The sequence below is a fragment of the Pseudomonas syringae genome, assembly GCF_000737245.1.
GTDB lineage: Bacteria > Pseudomonadota > Gammaproteobacteria > Pseudomonadales > Pseudomonadaceae > Aquipseudomonas > Aquipseudomonas syringae_J.
Genome location: NZ_JPQU01000018.1, coordinates 34,482 through 55,873, shown reverse-complemented (window position 1 = coordinate 55,873; position 21,392 = coordinate 34,482). Strand labels below are relative to the sequence as shown.

Below are 21,392 nucleotides of genomic sequence, written 5' to 3'. Positions count from 1 at the left end.
TGAATAATCGGCAGCCATGATAGCCAAGACTGGCCGATATCCTGAAGTCCTTGGCCGATGGCCCTCATCGGCGGCCACTAAACTGCGTGCATCCAATGTTTCTGCCCGGTGTTCGCCATGAGCTACCTCATTTCCATTGTTATCGGTATCGCCGTCGGCCTGCTGTACGGCGCCCTTGATTTCCGTTCGCCAGCGCCACCTGCCGTGGCGCTGGTCGGTCTCACCGGCATGCTGCTGGGAGAAAAAATATGGCCAATGGGCAGACAGTTGTTTGCCACCTGGTTTTCCTGATTCATCCAATCGCACCTCTTGGAGCCTCTAATGAACGCACTGCAATTCTCCAAAACCGGCGACCTCGCCGCCCTGCAATACGTTGAGCTGCCAACACCGGTTCCTGCTCAGGGCGAGGTGCTGATCGAGGTCAGAGCCGCTGGCTTGAATCCTAGCGACGTGAAAAACGTCCTCGGGCGTTTCCCTTACACCACGTTGCCTCGTGTGCCGGGTCGGGATTTCGCTGGCGTGGTCATCGAAGGGCCGCAGGATCTGTTAGGCCAGGAAGTCTGGGGCACCGGCAAAGAGCCTGGCTTTTTTCGCGACGGTTCTCACGCACAATTTTTGACCTTGCCGGCCAAGGGCGTAGCGCTGAAACCCAAGGCCTTGAGCTTCAGTCAGGCCGCCAGCTTGGGGGTGCCTTACACCACCGCCTGGGATGCGTTGCAGCGTAGCGGCGTCGATGCTGAAACCCGCTTGTTGGTGATCGGGGCCAACGGCGCTGTGGGCAGTGCCGCGCTGGCACTGGGCAAGATTCTCGGCGCGCAGGTAGTCGGTGCGGTGCGCCGACCTGAGCAGCTGCAGGCTCTGAAAGCTCAAGGTTTCGAGGGTGTTCTGCTGAATGCGCCGGAAGATCTGGCCGCTCAAGTGAATGAGTTCTACAAAGGCGGTGCCGACGTCATCTTCGATACCACCGGCTTCTGGCTACCGGCGGCAGTCCCAGCGTTGGCAACCTTCGGGCGTATCGCGATCATCGCCGCTCCGGTAGACGGCCATGTGCAATTGCCGTCACTGGCGCTGTACCGCAAGGGCGGCTCGGTGGTGGGCATCAACTCGCTGCTCTACGACTGCCAGGCGTGCGCAAAAATGCTCGACCAGTTCGGCCGATATTTCGACCAGGGCACTTTGCCGCTGCCCACCGGCCTGCGCGAGTCGCCCCTCAGTGAAGGTCTGGCGCGGTACGCCGAAGTGAATCAGGGTGCGAGCGAGAAGATTATTCTGTTGCCGTGAGGTACCAGAAAACGACACAGGATCCGTGGGAGCAAGCTTGCTTGCGAAGGCGATATTTCCGGTTCCATAAATGTGCCGGATGTACCTGCCTCTTCGCGAGCAAGCTCGCTCCCACAAGGTCGCGCGAGCATTGGGTTACCGATTAAACCGCTCCACCAATGCCCGCAAGCCGCGCGACGTGGTTTCAAGCTCCGCGCCTCGTGCCACGGCGGCATTGGCGTTGCTGGCCGACTTGTCGAAAGTTGCCGCGACGTTATTGATCTGCCGCGAGATGTCTTCGGCAACGTGCGCCTGCTCTTCGGATGCGGTCGCCATCTGGTGGCCCATGCTGCTGATGCGTGCGATGGCCTCACGAATGCCCTGCAGCGCATCCTGGGCTTCGATCACCTGAGCCACACCTTTGTCGGCTTCGCTGATGCCCAGCTTCGCAATGCTCACCGCTTCATCGGCGCCTTTTTTCAGCGACTCGATCACCGCCTGAATCTGCTGGGTGGATTCCCGGGTCTTGCCCGCCAAAGCGCGCACTTCATCCGCCACAACGGCAAAACCACGGCCTTGCTCGCCCGCCCTGGCTGCCTCGATGGCGGCGTTGAGTGCCAGCAGATTGGTCTGGTCAGCAATCGCCTGAATCACGCCCGCAGCCGACATGATCTGCTGGGTTTCATTGGCCAGGTTATCCACTGCATTGCTGATATTGGTGACCGTCCCCGCGAGCCGCTGAATCGCATCACGTGAGCTGCCAGCCACTTTACTGCCCTGTTCGGCCAGTTCGTTGGCGGTGTTCGCTTCGGTAGCGGTGTACTGCACATGCTTGGCGACTTCGTTGATCGATGCGGCCATTTCCGTCATGGCGGCTGCGGTCAGGTCGGTCTCGGCGCGCTGCTCCAGCAAGGCATGCTCACTCTGCGTGGACAGATGAGATGAATGCCCGGCAGCTTCGGATACCTGCGCGGCAAGGTCGCTCAAACGTGTCAGTGCGGTTCTGAGGCGCGCGTCTTCACTGATCAGAATCATCTCCAGGCGTGCGTTGGTGCCATAAGCGTCACTGTAAGTCAGGGCACTGACCGGATCGGTGAAAGCTCCCGGCGCACTGCGGATGATGCTCCCCAATTGCTGCTCGAAGCGCGCATAAGCCCAGCCTCCCAGCGCCAGGAACAAGACGGCGGTCGCCACCTGCGCAACCAGGCCGGGGAACAACACATTGACCCCGACACCCAGAATCGCCGCGATAGCGGGGACCGCCATCATGCTCAAAAACGCCCCTACATGACGCGAGGCCGTCACGGCTTTCTGGCCGGCACGCAGCCTGGCATAAAGCGCCTCAGCCCGGGCAACCTGCTCACGAGTAGGCTTGACCCTTACCGACTCAAAACCCACCAGGCGACCGTCTTCGAGGATCGGGGTGACGTAGGCGCTTACCCAGTAGTAATCGCCGTTCTTGCAACGGTTCTTGACGATGCCCATCCAGCTTTTGCCAGCCTTCAGGTAGCTCCACATCAGGCCGAAGACCGCTGCCGGCATATCTGGATGGCGCACCAGATTGTGCGGACTACCGATCAGCTCTGCCTGGGAAAAGCCGCTGATTTTGGCGAATTCCTCGTTGCAATAAGTGATTTTGCCTTTGGTATCTGTCGCTGAAATCAAGCGTTGTTCAACGGGGAAGGTTTGTTCTGTTTGAGTGATGTGCTTGGCCATCTTCAGCATCCATATGAAGTTATTGCAGGCGCCGTGAAACCCACTCGTAATGAATGGTTTCGGCCTTGGGTATATGCGGGTTAAGGATTAAATCCTTTAAAAACGGTAGTTTGGTGGATTTGCCAGGAATGCCCCATAGTGACTTCAGATAGGCCATTTAATCGGATAGCTGCTGTGCACAGCAGCAAACACACTCAAATGATGGGGGGAGTATAGATAGCGCTGTGCGCTTATCAAATGTCCCTTGAGGTTTCGTTGCGGTCACGAGAATTAACCGTGGATGCCTGCGTATCGGCTGCGAGGCGGGGTTCTGGAGGGGGAGGTGATAGGTGGTTAAACCCGTCGGAATCGAAACGCTAAGTCTGTAGCGCACGAGCAACGCGAGGCCGCGGTGGCGGTGTGTCAGGCAAACCGTTATCGCTGTCTCGCGTTGCTCGTGAGCTCCTGAAGGACTGTTTTTGCGTCGCGCCCTCACAACTTAAACGTGTCCACAACCCCCCTTAGCCGCGCGGCTTCCGAGTCCAGTTCACCGCAGGCCTTGAGCGTTGCGCTGAGGTTGTCGGTGGTGTGGCGGTTCAACTGGCTTATCTCGTGCACATCTCTCGTCAGCTGGCCGACGGCGGTAGTTTGCTCTTCAGTGGCGGCTGCGACTGTCAGGCACATCTCATCCATTTCACTGATGCTCGACACCACGCTCAGCAGGCTGGCGCCGGCCTGGGTTGCCACCTGGACACTTTGACTGCCGATTTCATGACTTTGCAGCATGGTTTGAGCGGCCTGGGTGGCACCAGTCTGTAGCGCCTCAATGACGGCGCGGATCTCCTCGGTCGCGTTTTGCGTGTGGTGGGCCAGGCTTCTGACTTCGTCCGCTACCACGGCAAATCCGCGCCCGGCCTCCCCAGCTCTGGCCGCTTCGATGGCCGCGTTCAAGGCCAGCAGGTTGGTCTTGCCGGAAATAGTCGAAATGACTTCAAGAACCTTGCCGATATTGGAGCTTTTGATGTTGAGTTCTTCGATCTGTGAGCGGGTCAGCTCGATGTTTTCCTGCAAGCGATTCATGGCGGTCACGGTGTTTTCAACCAAGCCGCAGGTCGAGTCGATTTGCGAACGGGCGTTCGAAGCGCCTTTGGATGCCGCCGAAGCACTTGACGCGATCTCCTGCGCCGCTGCGCCCAGCTGTTCGATCGCGGCCGCAACGCTGGTCGTATAGCCCGACTGATGCTCGGATTTTTCCACGGAGGAATTGGACGCTGACAACACCCGTCGCGTGGCCTCGCCCAATGCGTGGGTGGTCGAGGACACTTCGGTGATCGAGGCGTGAATCCGGTCACCGAAGCGATTGAAGCTGGTCGCCAGTCGCCCGAACTCATCGTTCGAGAGAATCGCCAGTCTGCGCGTCAAATCACCATCGCCTTGAGCGATATCTTCCATGGCGTGGCCAATCACATGCAGCGGCCGCATTAGCACACGAATCAGCAACCCGAGCAGCAGCAAGGTGATCAGGCCCGCTACAACGGTAGCGATGATCGCCGAATTGCGGAACGCGGAAACGCTGGCCAGTGCCGCTTGTTTGTCCAGGACGATACCGATGAACCAATCCTGCGATGGCAGGCCTTTGACTGGTGAGAACAGGGTGAACTTCGCTCCGTCGGCCGAGACGGCTTCCACCATACTGTCAGTGAGGGCCAAGGCGCTGCCCGGAAACAGCTCACCAAGGGTTTTGCCGATCATGGCCTTGTCGGGATGCACCAGAATCTTGCCCGCCTTGCTCACCAGAAAGGCGTAACCGCTGCCATCAAAGGCCTGAGCGTTGAGCGTCCGGGAAATCGTTTCGATGTTCAGATTCGCGCCTAGAACGCCGAATGCCTGTTGCCCGGAGGGGATGGCCGCGGCCTGAGTGATGATCCGGTAATCGATACCCGCGCCAACGTAGGGCTCGGTCATCGCGGTGCCGTTGGCGATGGCGTCCTTGTACCATTGCCGCTGCCGGGCGTCGTAGTCGGGAGGCATATCTCGCGGGGGGAAGATTTGAAAGGCACCCTCACGAGTGCCTACGTAGGCACCGATGAACTGCTCGTTCAGGACCTTGTTTTGTAATCGGGCGAGGGTGTTTTGCGCGCTGGGCTCCTGGCCTATCAGCTCGGCAATGCTCTTGAGCAGAATCAGTCGGCCGTCGAGCCAGCTTTGGATGTCGTGGGCCATGGATGCCGCCAGCGAGCGGGTGTTTTGTTCCAGTTTTTGTGCGTTGTCATCACGAAGACGAAAATCATTGAATACCGTAAAAGCGCAAAACACCGTCATGATCACTAGTGCGGCGATCAACAATATCTTCTGACTGAACTTGAGATTTTTCATCGCTCATTCTCCGGGAATGGATCGGTAAACCAGGTATCGAAGCGGCTGCCGATAAATCCCCGGGGCACGGATGAGCCGCCCCGGGATTTATTATTGACGAGCGTGAGGGTTCGCTTGAGCAAGTCGGATTGATTGATCAGAGGTACCGCTAAGTGTGAACTGGCTATTGATTGGCGAAGGGCAACGCTGTTACCACAAGGCCAATGTATAACTCAGGATCAGACGCGTTTCATCCAGGTCATTACCGAAGTTGGATCGGACTGTCGCATTGCGGATTTTCAAGCCAAGGTTTTTCAACGAACCGCTCTGGATGACATAACCGATATCCGTGTTGCGTTCCCACTCTTTACCGGAGTTGCTGCCTGCGACCAAAACATTGTCGCCGTTCACATAACGGCTCATGAACGTCAGGCCCGGAATACCCAGGGCGGCGAAGTTATAGTCGTAACGCACCTGCCAGGATTTTTCCTGGATGTTGGCAAAGTCATTGATCTGGACGAAGTTGACCAGATAAGGGTCGCTGTTGGCGATGTAGGGGAACGGATCATCACCGCTCATTTGCTGATAGGCCGCGCTGAACACGTTGGAGCCCAGGGTGTAGGAGACCATGCCGTTGGCGGCGCGGTTATCAAGGTTGCGGAAGTTGCCTTCCTCGGTGCTCTTGGAATAGCGCAGGTCGAATTTCAGCGATTGTTTATCTGCCAGAGGGATCTCGTAGACAACGCCGCCGAAGTATTGCTGATAGACGTTTTCCAGATTGCCGTAGTAAAGACTGGTGCTGAGGGACTTGGTGAAGTTGTACGTACCGCCGGCGAAGCGAAAATCGTCACTGACGCCACCGACACGGTTGCCGCCGAAGTCCTGATAATCAGAGGAGCTGTTGTACTTGATCTGTTGCAGCTTGCCGCCTTGCAGGACCAGCTTGTCGATGTCCCTGGAGGTCAGCATGGCACCTTCAAAAGTGGCGGGCAGCAGGCGTGTGTCGTTGCTCGACACCACTGGCGTACGGAAGGCCAGTGAGCCGACTTTCAGAACGGTTTCCGAGATTTTTGCCTTCGCGGTCAGCTCAAGCTTGGAGTATTCGTCCTGCGAACCGCGGCCGTTCTTCGAGCTGAGATCTGCGGGCAGCAGGCCGGTGCCACCGGAGCCATCGCCGCCGTCAAGCTTGACGCCCATCATGCCGACCGCATCGAGGCCAAAGCCTACTGTGCCTGCGGTGTAACCCGACTCCAGACGCAACAAGGCGCCCTGCGCCCACTCGGCGGCGTTATCCCGTTGGGCCGTGGGTGCGCCATTACGGAAGTCACGATTGAAGTAGAAGTTGCGCAGTTCCACACTGGCTTTGCTATCGGCAAGAAAATCTGCCGATGCCGTTAAAGGAAAAACCAACGTGCAAGTACTTACCCATGCAAAAGCTTTGTTGATCGACATGCTTTTTTACGCTCCAGATAACGGCAGATTTTTATGATTGAGTTTTATCGTTATTTTATGTGCACTGTTTCATCTACGGCTTTCGACGGGCAGCACGCGGCAACGGGGTAATTACCCCGTTGCGCGTACTGTCTGCAAAAAAGAAAAGCGTTTAACTAAACAACTAAGTTATTCAATGCGACCGATAACAGACCCTGCGTCGAAGTAAGCACCCGCCTGTTTGCCGATCTGCACGCTGCCAGCACAAGGCGCGAGAATCGATGTTTCCATTTTCATCGCTTCCACCACGGCGATGGGTTGGCCTGCAGTGACCGATTCGCCATCTTCGACCAGCCATGTGTGCAGGTTGCCCGCCAATGGCGTCAGTACTGCTTTTGCATCAGCTTCGGCTGCCGGGGCCGCGCTTTCGCTCGCGCTGCCAGGGGCACTGACGGCGACACCGCGCAACAGCGCGGCAGGCAGGCCCAGTTCGTGGCGCTTGCCGTCGATCTCGATGAAGGTGCGCAGCACGTCAGGGTCAGCCGACAACGCATTGCGTGGCGCGATGGTGACCTGTTCGGCGAAGTCGGTTTCGATCCAGCGCGTGTGCACGGCGAAGCGATCAGCGCCGGTGAAGTCGTCATGGTCCATGACGGCCCGATGGAACGGTAGCACCGAGGCGATGCCTTCAATTTTGAATTCAGCCAGCGCACGGCGGGCGCGGGTGATCGCCTGTTCCCGGGTCGCGCCGGTGACGATCAGCTTGGCCATCATCGAGTCGAAGGTGCTCGGCACGCTGGAGCCGCTGACCACACCACTGTCCAGGCGCACACCCGGACCCGATGGCGGCAGGAACTCGGTGATTTGCCCCGGCGTCGGCAGGAAGCCTTTGCCTGCGTCTTCGGCGTTGATACGAAATTCGAAACTGTGGCCGCGGGGTGTCGGCGTTTCGCTGAACGACAGCGGGAAGCCATCGGCAATGCGCAATTGCTCAATGACCAGATCGACACCGGTGGTTTCCTCGGTCACCGGGTGCTCGACTTGCAAGCGCGTGTTGACCTCAAGGAACGACAGGGTGCCGTCCTGGCTGAGCAGGAACTCCACCGTGCCCGCGCCGACATAGCCAGCCTTGGCGCAAATATCCTGGGCAGACTGGTGAATGCGCGCGCGCTGTTCCTCATTGATAAACGGCGCAGGCGCTTCTTCCACCAGCTTCTGATTACGACGCTGCAAGGAGCAGTCTCGGGTGCCAACAACGACGACCTTGCCATGTTTGTCAGCGAGGATCTGCGCTTCGATGTGGCGTGGACGGTCGAGGAATTGCTCGACGAAACATTCGCCACGACCGAAAGCCGCTTCGGCTTCGCGCACGGCAGAGGCGAACATTTCGGTCACTTCATCCATGCGCCAAGCGACTTTCATGCCGCGACCACCACCGCCGAACGCGGCCTTGATGGCAATCGGCAGCCCGTATTGCTCAGCAAAGGCCAGCACTTCGGCTGCGCTTTCGACCGGGCCAGGAGTGCCAGCTACCAAGGGTGCGCCGACCAGGTGAGCCAGCTTGCGGGCTTCAACCTTGTCGCCCAGCACGTCGATGGTTTCCGGGTTCGGACCGACCCAGATCAGCCCCGCGTTGATCACCGCCCGGGCGAAATCGGCCCGCTCAGACAGAAAGCCGTAGCCTGGATGGACTGCGTCGGCACCGCTGCGTTTGGCGACAGCGAGCAGCTTCTCGATATCCAGGTAGGTTTCGGCAGGGCGTTGGCCGTTCAGGGAATAAGCTTCGTCGGCATGGCGCACGTGCAGTGCGTCAATGTCCGCGTCGGCATAGACGGCGACCGACTGCACACCGTAGTCGCGGCAAGCGCGAGCGATGCGGACGGCGATTTCACCACGGTTGGCGATCAATAATTTTTTCATGAATTGTTCTTCGCATCGGCAGTTGAAAAAGAGGCTTCTGTGCTGGGCTGCATTTCTTTGAATGCATCCAGCGGGTTGAAGCGAATCTGCGCATTGACGGGTATTTGCCCGGCCAGATCCAAATGGTGGCTGGCCACTGAGCCAATCACCGGATAACCACCGGTCAAGGGATGGTCGGCCAGGAACAGCACGGGTTGGCCGCTCGCCGGAACCTGGATCGCGCCAACGGAGGTGCCTTCGCTGGGCAACTCCTGATGATTGCTGCGCTCAAGCGGTGTATCACCGGCCAGGCGAATACCGACCCGGTTGGACTGTGAGGTGACGCGCCACAACTGGCTGCTCAGACGCTGGATGGCATCTTCGGTGAACCAGTCGCTGCGCGGCCCCATGACCACATCGAGGGTGACAATGTTGTCGGTGGTCGGCAGCTCAAAGGCAGGGGCTTCGTTCAGGGATACGCTGGTGCCGGTAACAGGAGCGGTGAAACCCAGTCGATCGCCCGCCGCGAGCGCTTCAGGCCCGAGCTGTGCCAGGGTGTCGGTGGACAGGCTGCCCAGCACCGGCGTGACGTCAAAGCCGCCACGGATCGCCAGATAGCTGCGTAGCCCGGCCTTGGGTGAACCCAGGCTGACGCGGTCGCCCGCTTCCAGCTCGATGGGCTGGTAGTTGCTGGCAGGCCATTGCAGGCCGCTGGCGTTGGTGATGGTGACCGGGGTTTGCGCTCCAGTGATGGCGATCACTGCACGGCCATGGCAAATGAAGCTCAAGCCGCCGAGCACCGATTCCACGCAGGCCATGTCCGAAGGGTTGCCAACGGCACGGTTGGCCGAACGCAGCGCGCCAAGGTCCAGCGCGCCGGAGCGGGATACGCCTTGACCTGTCTGGCCGGGGCGACCCATGTCCTGCAATACGCTGTGCAAGCCGGGGCTAGTGATTTCCAGATACGTCCCGCTTGGGGCGTCAGAGTTTGCTGGCGTCGAAGGCGCGGGCAAACCGCTGGCTGGCAGCGGACCGGCGTCGGTGAAGCGGACTTTGTAGCCAGGGCGCAGCAGGGCAGGCTCGGCGCGGTTCAGGTCCCACATCTGCAATGGCGTGACGCCGATGATCTGCCAGCCACCGGGGCTGGCTTTGGGATAAACGCCGCTGAAGTCGCCCGCCAACGCCACGGCACCCGCCGGGATACGCGTGCGCGGTGTCTGCCGCCGAGGCACCTGGAAGCCAGCGCCGCCAGTCAGGTACGCGAAGCCTGGCGCGAAACCGCAGAACGCCACGCTGTAGTCGTGAGCCGTATGACGCTGTATCACCTCGGCACGGCTGATGCCCAGCAGGGTGGCGACTTCATCGAGGTCTTCGCCGTTGTAATGCACCGGGATTTCCACCCGACGGTGTTCGCCTTCGCGGCGCTGGCTGAGGTCCCGGCCGGCGATAAGGTTGACCAGCGCCTGACGCTCGATGGCACTGGGGCGGAACTGGATCATCAGTGTGCGTGCGGCAGGAATGATTTCCTCCACACCCGCAATGGGCTCGGCCGTCAGCGCGTCGAACAAGGCGAGGGTCTCGTCCAGATCTTTCAATTCGACGAGCAGGACGTCCAGGTTGACCGGTAGAAAACGCACAGGGAGCTCCTAGACGTGGTAAGTGCTGTCAGGCACGTCAGTGATGAACATATGGCCAGGCGAATGGGTGATAGCGAACGGCACACCCGATGCCATGACCGCAGCCTGAGGCGTGACACCGCAGGCCCAGAACACCGGCACTTCGCCGGGCTTGATGGTGACGGCGTCGCCGAAGTCGGGGCGGCTCAAATCCGCGATACCCAGTCGCCCAGGCTCGCCGACATGGACCGGAGCACCATGCACCGAGGGATAGCGCCCGGAGATACCGCTGGCTTCGGCTACGCGATCAGCCGGAATCGGACGCATGGAAACCACCATTTCCCCATGCAAGCGACCCGCAGGACGGCAGTCTCGGTTGGTGCGATACATCGGCACATTGCAGCCATCGGTAATATGTCGCACTTCGATACCCGCTTCTTGCAGCGCGGTTTCAAAGGTGAAGCTGCAACCGATCAGAAACGCGACCATGTCGTCGTGTTCAGCCCAGGCTGTGGTCGCGTCGCTGACTTCTTCCACCAGCTTGCCGTCGCGCCAGATGCGATACAGCGGGATGTCGGTACGCAGGTCCGCGCCTTCCGCAAGGATGGTGGTCGGGCTGCCGGCGTCGCTGACATCAAGGATCGGGCAGGCCTTGGGATTGCGCTGCGCATAGAGCAAGAAGTCGTAGGCCCAGTCGCGTGGCAAGGCAATCAGGTTGGCCTGAGTCATGCCCGGCGCGATACCTGCCGTGGGCCTGATCAGGCCGCCACGGTAGGAGGCGCGTGCTTCATGGGCGGCGGCGATGGCCGCCTTGCGTGCTCGCTCAAGGGCGTTCATGGGCGAACTCCAGTGAACGGCAGCAGTGAGACGTCGGCTTGTTCCAGAATGCGGCGCAGCTCGCGGGCCATCTCGACCGCTGACGGGCTGTCACCGTGAACACAGATCGAATCGGCTTCGATTCTGACCAGACTGCCATCAATGGCTTCGATGGTGCCGTCCTGAACCAGACGCAACATGCGCTGGGCCACAAGCACTGGATCATGCAGCACGGCCCCCGGCTCACGCCGGGAAACCAGGGTGCCTTGCGGCGTGTACGCACGATCCGCGAAGGCCTCGGCGATGCACTGCAAACCTTCGCTGCGAGCCAGCTCAATCAGGGGCGAGCCCGCCAGTGCCACCAACACCAGCGTAGGATCGATGGCGCGAATGGCTTCGATCACCGCCAAGGCTTGGCGGCGGTCATGAGCGATGGTGTTGTACAGCGCGCCGTGAGGCTTTACGTAGCGCACCGAGGTGCCCGCAGCCTTGGCCAGGCCTTGCAGCGAACCGATCTGGTAAATCACGTCGGCGGTCAACTCGTCGCTGGTCACGTCCATGTTGCGGCGGCCAAAGCCAACCTTGTCCGGGTAGGACACGTGTGCACCAATCGCGACGTTCTTTGCTGCGGCGGCTTTCACCGTTCGCAGAATGCCGGCTGGGTCACCGGCGTGGAAACCGCAGGCGACGTTGGCGCTGGTCACGATATCGAGCATCGCTGCGTCGTCACCCATGCTCCAGGCGCCGAAGCTTTCACCCAGGTCACTGTTGATATCTATGTTTGGCATTTCTTGTTCTCCTTGGCCTCTATCGAACTCAGACCACATTGAGGAAGGCGAAAATCGGCCCAATGGATTTGATCGCCATGTACCAGGTCAGCAGGCAGGTCAGGGCCCCCAGTACCAGCAGCCAGCGCGGGTAATGGTAGCCGCCCATCATGTCGGACCGGCGCCAGCCCACGTAGATGAAGAGGCTCAGACCGATGGGCAGGACCAGTCCGTTGAAACCACCTGCGAAAAGCAGCAGTGCGGACGGCGCAGTCCCCATGAGCATGTAGACCAGCAGCGATATGGCAATGAATACCGTGGTGGCGCGGTTACGACCCTGTTCGGTGATGTTCGGTTTGAACACCGAGATAAAAGAGATGGACGTGTAAGCGGCGCCGATCACGCTGGTGATCGCGGCAGCCCAGAGAATCAAGCCAAAAGCGCGCAGACCGAACTGCCCGGCCGCAGCCTGGAAGGCTTGTGCTGCAGGGTTGGCGCCTTGACCCGAAATGTCGATAACCACACCACTGGCAACCACGCCGAGGATGGCCAGAAACAGCACGTAACGCATCAGGCCGGTAACCAGGATGCCACTCAAGGCTGCTCTGGTAACGACTTCAAGATTCTCTTCGCCGGTTGTGCCACGGTCTAGCAGACGGTGGGCCCCGGCGTAGGTGATGTAGCCACCGACAGTGCCGCCGACGATGGTTGTGATGGTGGCGAAGTTAATCTGGTCAGGCATCACTGTCTGGTACAGCGCTTGACCCAGAGGCGGATTGGACGCAAAGGCAACGAACACCGTCAGGCCAATCATCAACAAGCCCAGCCAGACGATCAGCTTGTCAACAGCGAGGCCGGCACGGTGCGAGGAGAATATCCCGATGGCCAGCAGTGCACTCAAGCCCCCACCCCATTTGGGATCAAGGCCCATCAGCGCATTGAGTCCTAGACCGGCACCGGCGATGTTACCGACGTTGAACACCACACCACCGAAGATCACCAGTATTGCCAGCACATAGCCGCTGCCAGGAATCGCTTTGTTGGCCAGTTCTGCGGCGCGCATGCGGGTGAGGGTGACGATTCGCCAGATATTAAGTTGCACGACGAAGTCGATCAGGATCGACGCCAGGATACCGAACGCAAATGCGGCACCCATTTTCGCCGTGAACGTAGCGGTCTGAGTAATGAAGCCGGGCCCGATAGCGGAGGTTGCCATCATGAAGATGGCGGCTACTAAAGACGCCCGCCGCGTCTTTGTGAACTCTAGAGTGGTCGTTGTCACGGCTTCATTCCTACGGTGAGAGATAAACCGATAGAGCAATGTGCATGCCAGAATCCCAATATCGATCCTAAGCTGTAGGTGTATAAAGGAATTATTGTTGAACAATCCATGCGCCATGGTTGAGTCATCAGCACCATTTTGTTACTTCTTCTCTCGCACGTGCTACTTAATGACGCACGGTGCACGCTTCATCCCTTGTGCCCTGCACTAAGCTCTGATCGAATACCCGGCGCGGTTTTCTCATCCTGGATCCTTTATGAACGACTCTTCTCCCGCTCTTCCTCGTACCCTGGGAGAAACCATCACCCAAGAAATACGCAGAATGCTGGTCGAGGGCGAGCTCGTGCCGGGCCAGCGTCTATCAGAAGCCGCACTGGCGGAAACTCTGGATATTTCCCGTAACACCTTGAGAGAGGCATTTCGCGTCCTGACTCGCGAAGGCTTGCTCACGCACGAGCCCAACCGTGGGGTAACGGTGGCGGTTCCCGACATGAGCTCGATCATCGACATCTATAGAGTGCGTCGCTTCATCGAATGCACGGCGCTAGCCCAAGGCTACCCACAGCATCCCGGCACGGTGCACATGCGTGAAGCGGTGGAGTCTGGCGTTCGCGCCCGGGAAGCCCAAGACTGGGTCGCCGTTGGCACCGCCAACATGAAGTTCCACAAATCAATCGTCGAACTCGCCGACAGCCCACGCCTGGTGGTCTTCTACGACCAGATCTCCGCCGAACTGCGCCTGGCCTTCGGCCTCCTCAACGACCCCAAATTCCTGCACCTGCCCTACCTCGACATGAACGCCTCGATTCTCCAGTGCCTGGAAGAAGGCAAAGCTGGCGAGGCAACCAAGATGCTGGAGTCGTACCTGGTGCAGTCCGAGCGGACAGTGCTGGCGGCGTACGAGCGGAGTTTGAAGAGGTAATGCGGACGTCGTAACCACCGACGGCTCTCATCAAAAAAATAACTATCTGAATTGAAAGGCTCCTTTGTAGGAGCGCGCTTGCCCGCGATGGGGTATGCCTGCAAAAGATGTGTTGTTTGATACGACCCTATCGCGGGCAGGCTCCTACAGAGTCCCCTGGTGCAGTCCGAGCGGACAGTGCTGGCGGCGTACGAGCGGAGTTTGAAGAGGTAATGCGGGCGTCGTAACCACCGACGGCTCTCATCAAAAAAATAACTATCTGAATTGAAAGGCTCCTCTGTAGGAGCGCGCTTGCCCGCGATGGGGTATGTCTGCAAAAGATGTGTTATTTGATACGACCCTATCGCGGGCAAGCTCCTACAGAGTCCCCTGGTGCAGTCCGAGCGGACAGTGCTGGCGGCGTACGAGCGGAGTTTGAAGAGGTAATGCGGACGTCGTAACCACCGACGGCTCTCATCAAAAAAATAACTATCTGAATTGAAAGGCTCCTACAGAGTCCCATGTTTGCTGCGCGACGAACTCACTCCCACAGTGCATTTCAATCTGGATGTAGCCCAAGCGAACAGGGGCCGTGGGCGCCCCAATAAATTTGGCATCGCTCAGCGCTTGGCATCAATCGACCGCTGACATTTTCCGTACTGCACTTATTTGATGATGACGGTGACTTTGCCTTTTGATCGGCCCTGCTCAACGTACCGCAACGCTTCTGCTGTCGATACGAAAGGGAAGGAGCGATCAACGACCGGCTTGATGACACCAGCCTCGATAAGCGAGCTGATTTTTTGCAGTTGTATCCCGTTGGCACGCATGAACAAAAATGCATAGCTCACCCCATGTTTGCGGGCTTTTCTGCGGATGCCGCTGCTCAGCAGGCGCATGACTTGCCCCAGCACCCAGGACAAGCCTTGCTCTCGGGCAAACTGCGCAGTCGGCGGGCCCGAAAGGGAAATGAGCTGTCCGCCAGGCTTGAGAACCTTGATCGACTTCTCCAGGACATCCGCGCCGAGGCTGTTCAATACCACGTCGAAATCGCGCAACTCGTTGGCAAAATCCTGCTGTTTGTAATCGATGACCACATCCGCCCCGAGCGCTCTCACCCATTCGACATTGGCTGTACTGGTGGTGGTTGCTACGAAGGCGCCGAGGTGTTTGGCGAGCTGGATAGCAAGCGTGCCGACACCACCGGATCCGGCATGGATCAACACCTTCTGGCCCTTGCTCAGATGAGCGGTTTCAACCAGCGCCTGCCAGGCCGTCAAGGCAGCCAAGGGGATGGAAGCGGCAGCAGCCATGTCGAGATTTGAGGGTTTTAGCGCCAGCGCGTTTTCGTTCACGGCGATCAGTTCAGCAAAGGTTCCGATCCTTGCATCGGGAGGTCGTGAATACACCTCGTCTCCTGGCTTGAATCGCTTCACCGCCGCACCCGTGCCAATGACCACTCCAGCCAGGTCATTGCCCAAAACCAATGGGAATTTATAGGGAAGAATCAGTTTGAACTCACCCGTTTTGATCTTCGAATCCAGCGGGTTGACGCTCGCTGCGTGCACCTGGATCAGAACGTCATGGTCACCGACGGCAGGGTCGGGCACTTCGCCGATGATTCCATCCTGCTTGCCGTAGCGGTCGATAAAAAATGCCTTCATGTTGCTACCGCTCCTGTCGATGCCGTGAGGATTGGCTGCGGCCGCGCCCGATTGCGGGGCGAGGCCGACCTGCTCTGCGTGAGTCAGCCCTGAGTCAGATAGCGTTCAGCCACGACTGACTGCTTGAGCTGCGACAAAAGACCCTGACGCGCGGTTTGCAGGGCATCCCACCGCTCGCCTTCCTGCAGCGCAGGAATGGTCACCGTTTCGCGACGGTCAAAGCCGACCAGTGCGGCGTCGACCAGATCACCCACCTCCATGATGTCGCTCAAGGTGTTGATGTCGATACCGGCGCGGTCCCAAATCTCCGTGCGCGTGGAGGCTGGCAGCACGGCTTGCACATAAACACCCTGAGGCGACAGTTCCAGGCTCAGACCTTGGGAAAGGAACAGCACAAACGCCTTGGTCGCCCCATAGACCGACATGCCGAACTCAGGCGCCAGACCCACCACCGAACCGATATTGATGATCGCGCCGTCACCTGCTTTGCTCAGGCGTGGCGCGATAGCACTGGCGAGCCGCACCAGCGCGGTGGTGTTAAGGGCTACCAGCTGCGCAACGCTGTCGGTGCTTTGTTCGATGAAGGTGCCGGATTGTGCGGCGCCAGCATTGTTGACCAGGATGCCGATGCGCGCGTCATCCCGCAGGCGCGCTTCGACGGTGTGCAGGTCGCTGAGTTGAGTCAGGTCGGCCTGAAGCACTTCAACGGCGACGTTGTGTTCGCCACGCAACTTCGCGGCAAGGGCGTCAAGGCGCAAGTGGTCGCGGGCGACCAACACCAGATCGTGCCCGCGTTGGGCGAAACGCTCGGCGTAAACCGCGCCGATGCCAGTGGAAGCGCCAGTGATGAGAACAGTTGGGCGAGTAGTCATGAGGTCAGCTCTATATCAGGAACGTGGATTGAGATTGCTGCACGAATAAACCAGGCGCGATCAGTCAGTGCTTAGTTCGCGAAAGGAGTAAACAGAGTCTGGTCGCTCATGGGTGTTTGTTCCGTGCCGGTTGGTCGATGGTCATACCGCTGGCAATTAGGATGATGATCGAAATCTAAACTGTCAACGATTTTGATTATGATCAACATCTATGTATCATCCACCCATGAATTTCAGCGGTAGCGAGGTACCGAACATGCGAGTGTCCAAGGCTCAGGCCCAGGCAAACCGGGAACACATTGTTGAAACGGCCTCAGAGGTATTTCGCGAGCGCGGTTTTGACGGTGTCGGCGTGGCCGACCTGATGGCCGCCGCCGGTTTCACCCATGGCGGTTTCTACAAACATTTCGGTTCGAAAGCAGACCTGATGGCCGAAGCCTCGGCGAACAGCCTTTCGCAATCGCTGGCCAACGCCGAAGCATTGAGCGTGCAGGATTTCATCGATGTGTACGTCTCCAGAGACCACCGCGACGCCCGCGCTACGGGCTGCACCATGGCGGCATTGTGCGGAGACGCGGCGCGTCAATCAGGCGACTTGAAGTCCGCCTTCGCTGAAGGCATCGAGCGCATGCTGCAAACCCTCGGCGAAAAATACCCAACCGGACCCGACGCCGCGCCGGATGAGGCAAGGAAAAAAATGATCGACCTGCTGGCCCGCGCGGTCGGCGCAATCATCTTGTCCCGCGCCTGCCCTGACGACTCGGCGCTGGCTGATGAGATTTTAGAGGTGTGTCGTGGGGAGATGACGGGGTCTTTGGTTCGTCAGGCGTAGAGGGGTGGATATCGGGCTGAAGCATTCTTTGGCTCTGGTGCATCACTGCCTGTGGGTTCAGGAGCTGGCAGGGTTGACCTGCGGTCACTTCTCCGAGAGCACCGGTACCTCCGTTGTCAAAATTCTGAGAGGGACGATGTTGTAGGACTGAGGCGGACTGTTATTGCCCGTTTGGCCGAGAGATTGCTATCGCGAGCTACAGGTGCGGCGGATCAATTGGACCGAGCGCGCAGGCTGAGCGATAGCTAGCCATAAACAAAAGAGGCCCACTTTTGGTGAGCCTTTTCTGGTATTGCGGATGGTGCGGCACCAGGAGTCGAAAAAACCTTAACTACATGATTTTAAGAGATTTATTTTTAGTCGTGTCTATCTCTAAAATTATCCTTTGGCGCTAGGTCTGATTTGATGAGTGTGAGTGGGTCAATCTTAGACCGATTCCCCCGATTCCCCTGAGGCAACAGTAGGGCAGTAGGGCTCTGATGGCATTCGTGCCATTAGGCTTGGAAATCATGCTCAAGCAATGGGGGGATTCAGGGCGAAACGTCAATAGAAAGGTACGGAATGACTGAGTGCTGACGTTTTGCTATCATCTGGCTGCTGCCATTGAGATGGAGTTTTTGGCTCTAATGACTGTGTATACAACCGCTGCGGCTACAAATGTGCCCTGTACTCACGCACTCGTGATTGGTGTTAGCCGATATTTACATCTTTCTGGAGGTGAGTCTACTTCAGACTTTGGCCGTGAGCTGGAGATGGCTCAGTTAACTTCAGCTGCGAGATCTGCCTCTGATTTTGCAGCGTGGCTAATTGACAGTTACCGAAACTCGTCTGCACCGCTGTCTTCAGTTCGTATTTTACTTTCGCCAAATTTTGAAGCTGAAGAGGAAGTAAATGCCAATATTAAAGGCATGCTGACTGCAAGTTCAGAAGCCACCAGAGGCAACGCTGAACTCTATTTCGATCAATTTTCAACATCTCTGGCTAAACATACTGAAAACGTTGGGGTTGTGTATTTTGCCGGGCATGGTGTGCAGTTAACAAAGACGGGTGCAATTCTGTTACTTAGTGATGTTGGCGACCCTGCTCACCCTACAGAGTTGCACGGCTCGCTTGATTTAATGAGCTTGCATAAAAGTGCTAGTCATCCTGGGACAGCCCAAACGCAGTTCTGGTTTGCGGACGTATGCAGGCAGGAGCCTAAAGTCGCAAAGCAATTCGAGTATATGGTTGGTTCAATGCAGCGCAGCAAGAAAAACGGTCACGCCAAGAGCTCTACAATGTTTCTCTCTTCGATAAGTGGTGCTAAAGCTTATGGGCGCCCGGATGGAGTCACTCTATTTAACGAGGCACTTATGAACGGTCTTGTTTCGGGTGAGGCAGCGCAGTCTGATGGAGAAGATGAGTCGCCTTGGGAGGTAACAGCTACAAGTCTCATAGAGTATTTATCCTCTACTGTGCCAAAAAAAGCTAGGGCAGCTGGTGCTGAGCAGTTTGTAGAGAATACAGGGATCATTGAAAACGGCGTGTTGCATTCAATGATCGCTGCGCCAACTGTTGAGTTTGAGGCTGATGTAAGTCCACAGGCTCATCGCGGACACTGCACAAATTTCAATTTGAGATCTTCTAGTTGTACACATGTTGACAGCAATTCTGATTGGCCTTTCAGTACTTTTCTCCCGGCTGGCTTGTACAGCGCGGCATGGAACACTTCGCTTAGTAGTGCAACGTCGCAACGCCAAGCTTTACTAAATGTGCGTCCGCCTAAAAAAGTTTTGTCAGTTAAGCCCTAAGGGATAAGGATATGTTAAGTACTCAGGACAGCTGGGGAGCGATAAATATAATTGTTGACTCAAGGCTAAATTTCGCGGGCGACAAGACTAAAATAAAAATTAGAGATCAACAATTAAGGCTCTACCTCACTACTACTCCTAAACAAGTGCTCGTTCCTCCAGGGATCTATGAGCTGAGCACAGTCAAAGATAATGGGCAAGCTATTACTCAAATAGTTCAGGTCTCGGAAGACGAAAAAGCGGAAGTAAAATTTTACCTTAAAGCGGAAGCTGGTCCCGACGCCAGCCTCTTAGATAAGGATTTTGTCCACTTCATAAGTCCTGCTCCTTCAGGCCCCAAGACATCTGACATCAAGCTTGTTGAAATAACGCAAGGTGCACAGATTCACATGAAGGATGATCGGTGGGTAATTCGACAAGAAAATCCCATGGAACAACTTACTTCGGCTACGTTTGTCACCGAAAAAGGTGCAGTGATTGTTAACTTGCCGGTTAGCGGGGGTAATCACTTTCGCTCAATGTGGTGCCAAGTTTTTTCAAATCGTGAAGATAATTTTACTTATCCAAAGATAAAAATAGCACCAACACGTACTATAGCTTCTTCGATGGAGCAAATGTTAGATTCGGGACGAATATTCTATGCATCACAGGTGGCTTTCAATAGCATGAAAGCGCTTTTGGATAGATATCCAGATCCAACTGGGGCGATGCTAGGAGTAATTGCGCTATTTAAAGTTGGGCAGCTGTATCTTCATAAGCATTGGTTGCAAGAGTTCAATAATCGTTATGAGTGGCTGCCTGATGGGAAAATTTTTCTCGCGCTAATATTGGCAGAGTCAGAGAATGATGAACGCAGCGCGATTGAGCTCATAAAAATTGCGGCTCATCAAAAAATCTTATATAGCGATAGTTTTTCAGTGTTGCTTTCTTTAATTAGAACGCTTCCTGTTGAGAAAAGTCAATTTGAATCCATATTTAATATGGCGACTCTTATCGACTGGCGCTCTAGGTATCTCTGCTACTCCGAGTCGAGTGATCTTGATGTTTGAAATTACAATGCTCCCCGCTAGAGAGGGTGATGCGCTCTGGATCCGATGGGGTGATGTGGATAATCCAAGGCAAATGCTTGTTGATTCCGGAATAAAGGCCAGTGGTAGAAAGTTAAAAAGCTTGATAACGGCAATGCCAGAAGAGCGAAGACATTTTGATCTCATCGTTATAACTCATATTGATTGTGATCATATATGGGGGGCTATTAGCTGCTTCGTGGAACATCCTAAAATCCCTAACTTATCAATTTCTGACTTTTGGTTTAATGGGCGGAATCACCTTGTTGAAGGCCAGCATGCCCTCGAATCACTAGGTCCTATACAAGGAGATGAGCTTTCAAACTGGTTGGAATATTCGGGTCACTGGAATTTGGCCTTTGATAAAAGAGCTGTAAGCACTTCTTCGGATGGGCTGCCAATAAAAATTGTTCTGCCAGGAAACATGGTAGTTACTGTCATTGGGCCCACCCCAAGAAGGTTGCACGAATTAGCTCCTTCATGGCCAGAGGCGATGTCTGAGGCTCTGGAGGATGCCCCTCCTCCTGTAGTAGGCTTAGAAGAGCTTGGCGCAAGAAATAGCATCGATATATCCAGTCTTGAGGATTTGGATGAAGTAGCAGGCGAACAGTTTGTAGCCGATACTAGTGCTACTAATGCCAGTAGTATAACCCTTATCTTAGAGCACGATGGAAAGCGAGTTCTGCTCGCTGGTGACTCGCTAGCTGGTGATCTTGTTGGAGCGTTTGAAAAGTTTACTGATAAGCTTCCAATACGTTTTGATGCTGTTAAAGTTCCTCATCACGGTAGTGAAAAAAATGTAAGCAAGGAGCTAGTGGCTAGTATCAGTTGTGATAAATGGTTGATATCAACAGATGGTAACAAACACCATCATCCTGATATTGCTGCGATTGCCAGGATAATTACTTGCTCCAATGAGCCAAGCATATATTTTAATGTCCCTAGTATTCATAATGATCTTTGGGGTAAGAAGCGCTGGCAAGCTGAGTTTAAGTATCGAGCTTTTTATGGGGATCAAAATAAAGGGCTGACTGTAGAGGTGGATTAAAAATCTTGGTTTGGTGTAAGAAAGATTGAGATGCTTAATCCGGAAATGGTGGCTCTGAATTCGGAGCCCTGCTCCGGGTCGCATTTATGGGTCGCGG

At 56.5% G+C, this 21,392-nt stretch carries 17 protein-coding genes; 7 read left to right on the top strand and 10 right to left on the bottom strand.

Annotated features, from left to right (window positions below):
* Positions 1–117: 117 nt before the first annotated feature.
* Both IV01_RS26150 and IV01_RS21005 read left to right on the top strand, forming a co-directional pair.
* Positions 118–291 (top strand): DUF1427 family protein, encoded by a 174-nt coding sequence (locus IV01_RS26150; protein ID WP_080290211.1) that lies wholly within the window; start codon positions 118–120, stop codon positions 289–291.
* A 30-nt stretch (positions 292–321) separates the two neighbouring features.
* Positions 322–1,281, top strand: a complete 960-nt coding sequence (locus tag IV01_RS21005) for a quinone oxidoreductase family protein (protein ID WP_032626195.1) — start codon at positions 322–324, stop codon at positions 1,279–1,281.
* Positions 1,282–1,416: 135 nt separating this feature from the next.
* On the opposite strand, the gene IV01_RS21010 is transcribed toward IV01_RS21005, so the two are convergent.
* The 8 genes from IV01_RS21010 to IV01_RS21045 form a co-directional block, all read right to left on the bottom strand.
* Entirely contained in the window at positions 1,417–2,982 is a 1,566-nt protein-coding gene (locus IV01_RS21010; protein ID WP_032626319.1) for a methyl-accepting chemotaxis protein, read from the bottom strand.
* Positions 2,983–3,447: 465 nt separating this feature from the next.
* On the bottom strand, positions 3,448–5,331 hold the full coding sequence (locus tag IV01_RS21015) for a methyl-accepting chemotaxis protein (protein WP_032626193.1): 1,884 nt from the start codon (positions 5,329–5,331) through the stop codon (positions 3,448–3,450).
* 189 nt (positions 5,332–5,520) lie between these two features.
* On the bottom strand, positions 5,521–6,762 hold the full coding sequence (locus tag IV01_RS21020) for an OprD family porin (protein ID WP_032626191.1): 1,242 nt from the start codon (positions 6,760–6,762) through the stop codon (positions 5,521–5,523).
* 168 nt (positions 6,763–6,930) lie between these two features.
* Entirely contained in the window at positions 6,931–8,661 is a 1,731-nt protein-coding gene (locus tag IV01_RS21025; protein ID WP_032626189.1) for an acetyl/propionyl/methylcrotonyl-CoA carboxylase subunit alpha, read from the bottom strand.
* On the bottom strand, positions 8,658–10,277 hold the full coding sequence (locus IV01_RS21030; protein ID WP_032626186.1) for a 5-oxoprolinase/urea amidolyase family protein: 1,620 nt from the start codon (positions 10,275–10,277) through the stop codon (positions 8,658–8,660). Before IV01_RS21030 ends, IV01_RS21025 begins: the two co-directional genes overlap by 4 nt.
* A 9-nt stretch (positions 10,278–10,286) precedes the next feature.
* On the bottom strand, positions 10,287–11,093 hold the full coding sequence (locus IV01_RS21035) for a putative hydro-lyase (protein WP_032626184.1): 807 nt from the start codon (positions 11,091–11,093) through the stop codon (positions 10,287–10,289).
* Entirely contained in the window at positions 11,090–11,860 is a 771-nt protein-coding gene (locus IV01_RS21040; RefSeq protein ID WP_032626182.1) for a LamB/YcsF family protein, read from the bottom strand. The genes IV01_RS21035 and IV01_RS21040 overlap by 4 nt, the downstream gene beginning before the upstream one ends.
* Before the next feature lie 28 nt (positions 11,861–11,888).
* Positions 11,889–13,121, bottom strand: coding sequence for an NRAMP family divalent metal transporter (locus IV01_RS21045; protein ID WP_032626179.1), 1,233 nt, complete (start codon positions 13,119–13,121; stop codon positions 11,889–11,891).
* A gap of 256 nt (positions 13,122–13,377) precedes the next feature.
* Here IV01_RS21045 and IV01_RS21050 point away from each other — a divergent pair, with 256 nt between their 5' ends.
* Positions 13,378–14,043 (top strand): GntR family transcriptional regulator, encoded by a 666-nt coding sequence (locus tag IV01_RS21050; RefSeq protein WP_080290209.1) that lies wholly within the window; start codon positions 13,378–13,380, stop codon positions 14,041–14,043.
* A gap of 644 nt (positions 14,044–14,687) precedes the next feature.
* Here IV01_RS21050 and IV01_RS21055 read toward each other — a convergent pair.
* Both IV01_RS21055 and IV01_RS21060 read right to left on the bottom strand, forming a co-directional pair.
* Positions 14,688–15,686: an NADP-dependent oxidoreductase gene (locus tag IV01_RS21055; protein ID WP_032626175.1), complete on the bottom strand. Its 999-nt coding sequence runs from the start codon at positions 15,684–15,686 to the stop codon at positions 14,688–14,690.
* 83 nt (positions 15,687–15,769) lie between these two features.
* Complete coding sequence (locus IV01_RS21060; protein ID WP_032626173.1) at positions 15,770–16,558, bottom strand: SDR family NAD(P)-dependent oxidoreductase; 789 nt, start codon at positions 16,556–16,558, stop codon at positions 15,770–15,772.
* A gap of 256 nt (positions 16,559–16,814) precedes the next feature.
* On the opposite strand from IV01_RS21060, the gene IV01_RS21065 reads away from it, so the two are divergent.
* The 4 genes from IV01_RS21065 (at position 16,815) to IV01_RS21075 (ending at position 21,295) form a co-directional block, all read left to right on the top strand.
* Positions 16,815–17,390 (top strand): TetR/AcrR family transcriptional regulator, encoded by a 576-nt coding sequence (locus tag IV01_RS21065; protein WP_032626317.1) that lies wholly within the window; start codon positions 16,815–16,817, stop codon positions 17,388–17,390.
* 569 nt (positions 17,391–17,959) lie between these two features.
* Positions 17,960–19,180 (top strand): hypothetical protein, encoded by a 1,221-nt coding sequence (locus tag IV01_RS26620; protein WP_154232182.1) that lies wholly within the window; start codon positions 17,960–17,962, stop codon positions 19,178–19,180.
* 11 nt (positions 19,181–19,191) lie between these two features.
* Positions 19,192–20,229 (top strand): hypothetical protein, encoded by a 1,038-nt coding sequence (locus IV01_RS21070; RefSeq protein WP_032626171.1) that lies wholly within the window; start codon positions 19,192–19,194, stop codon positions 20,227–20,229.
* Positions 20,222–21,295 carry an MBL fold metallo-hydrolase gene (locus tag IV01_RS21075; protein ID WP_032626168.1) on the top strand — a complete coding sequence of 358 codons (1,074 nt, stop codon included), beginning with the start codon at positions 20,222–20,224 and terminating at the stop codon, positions 21,293–21,295. Before IV01_RS21070 ends, IV01_RS21075 begins: the two co-directional genes overlap by 8 nt.
* Positions 21,296–21,392: the final 97 nt, after the last annotated feature.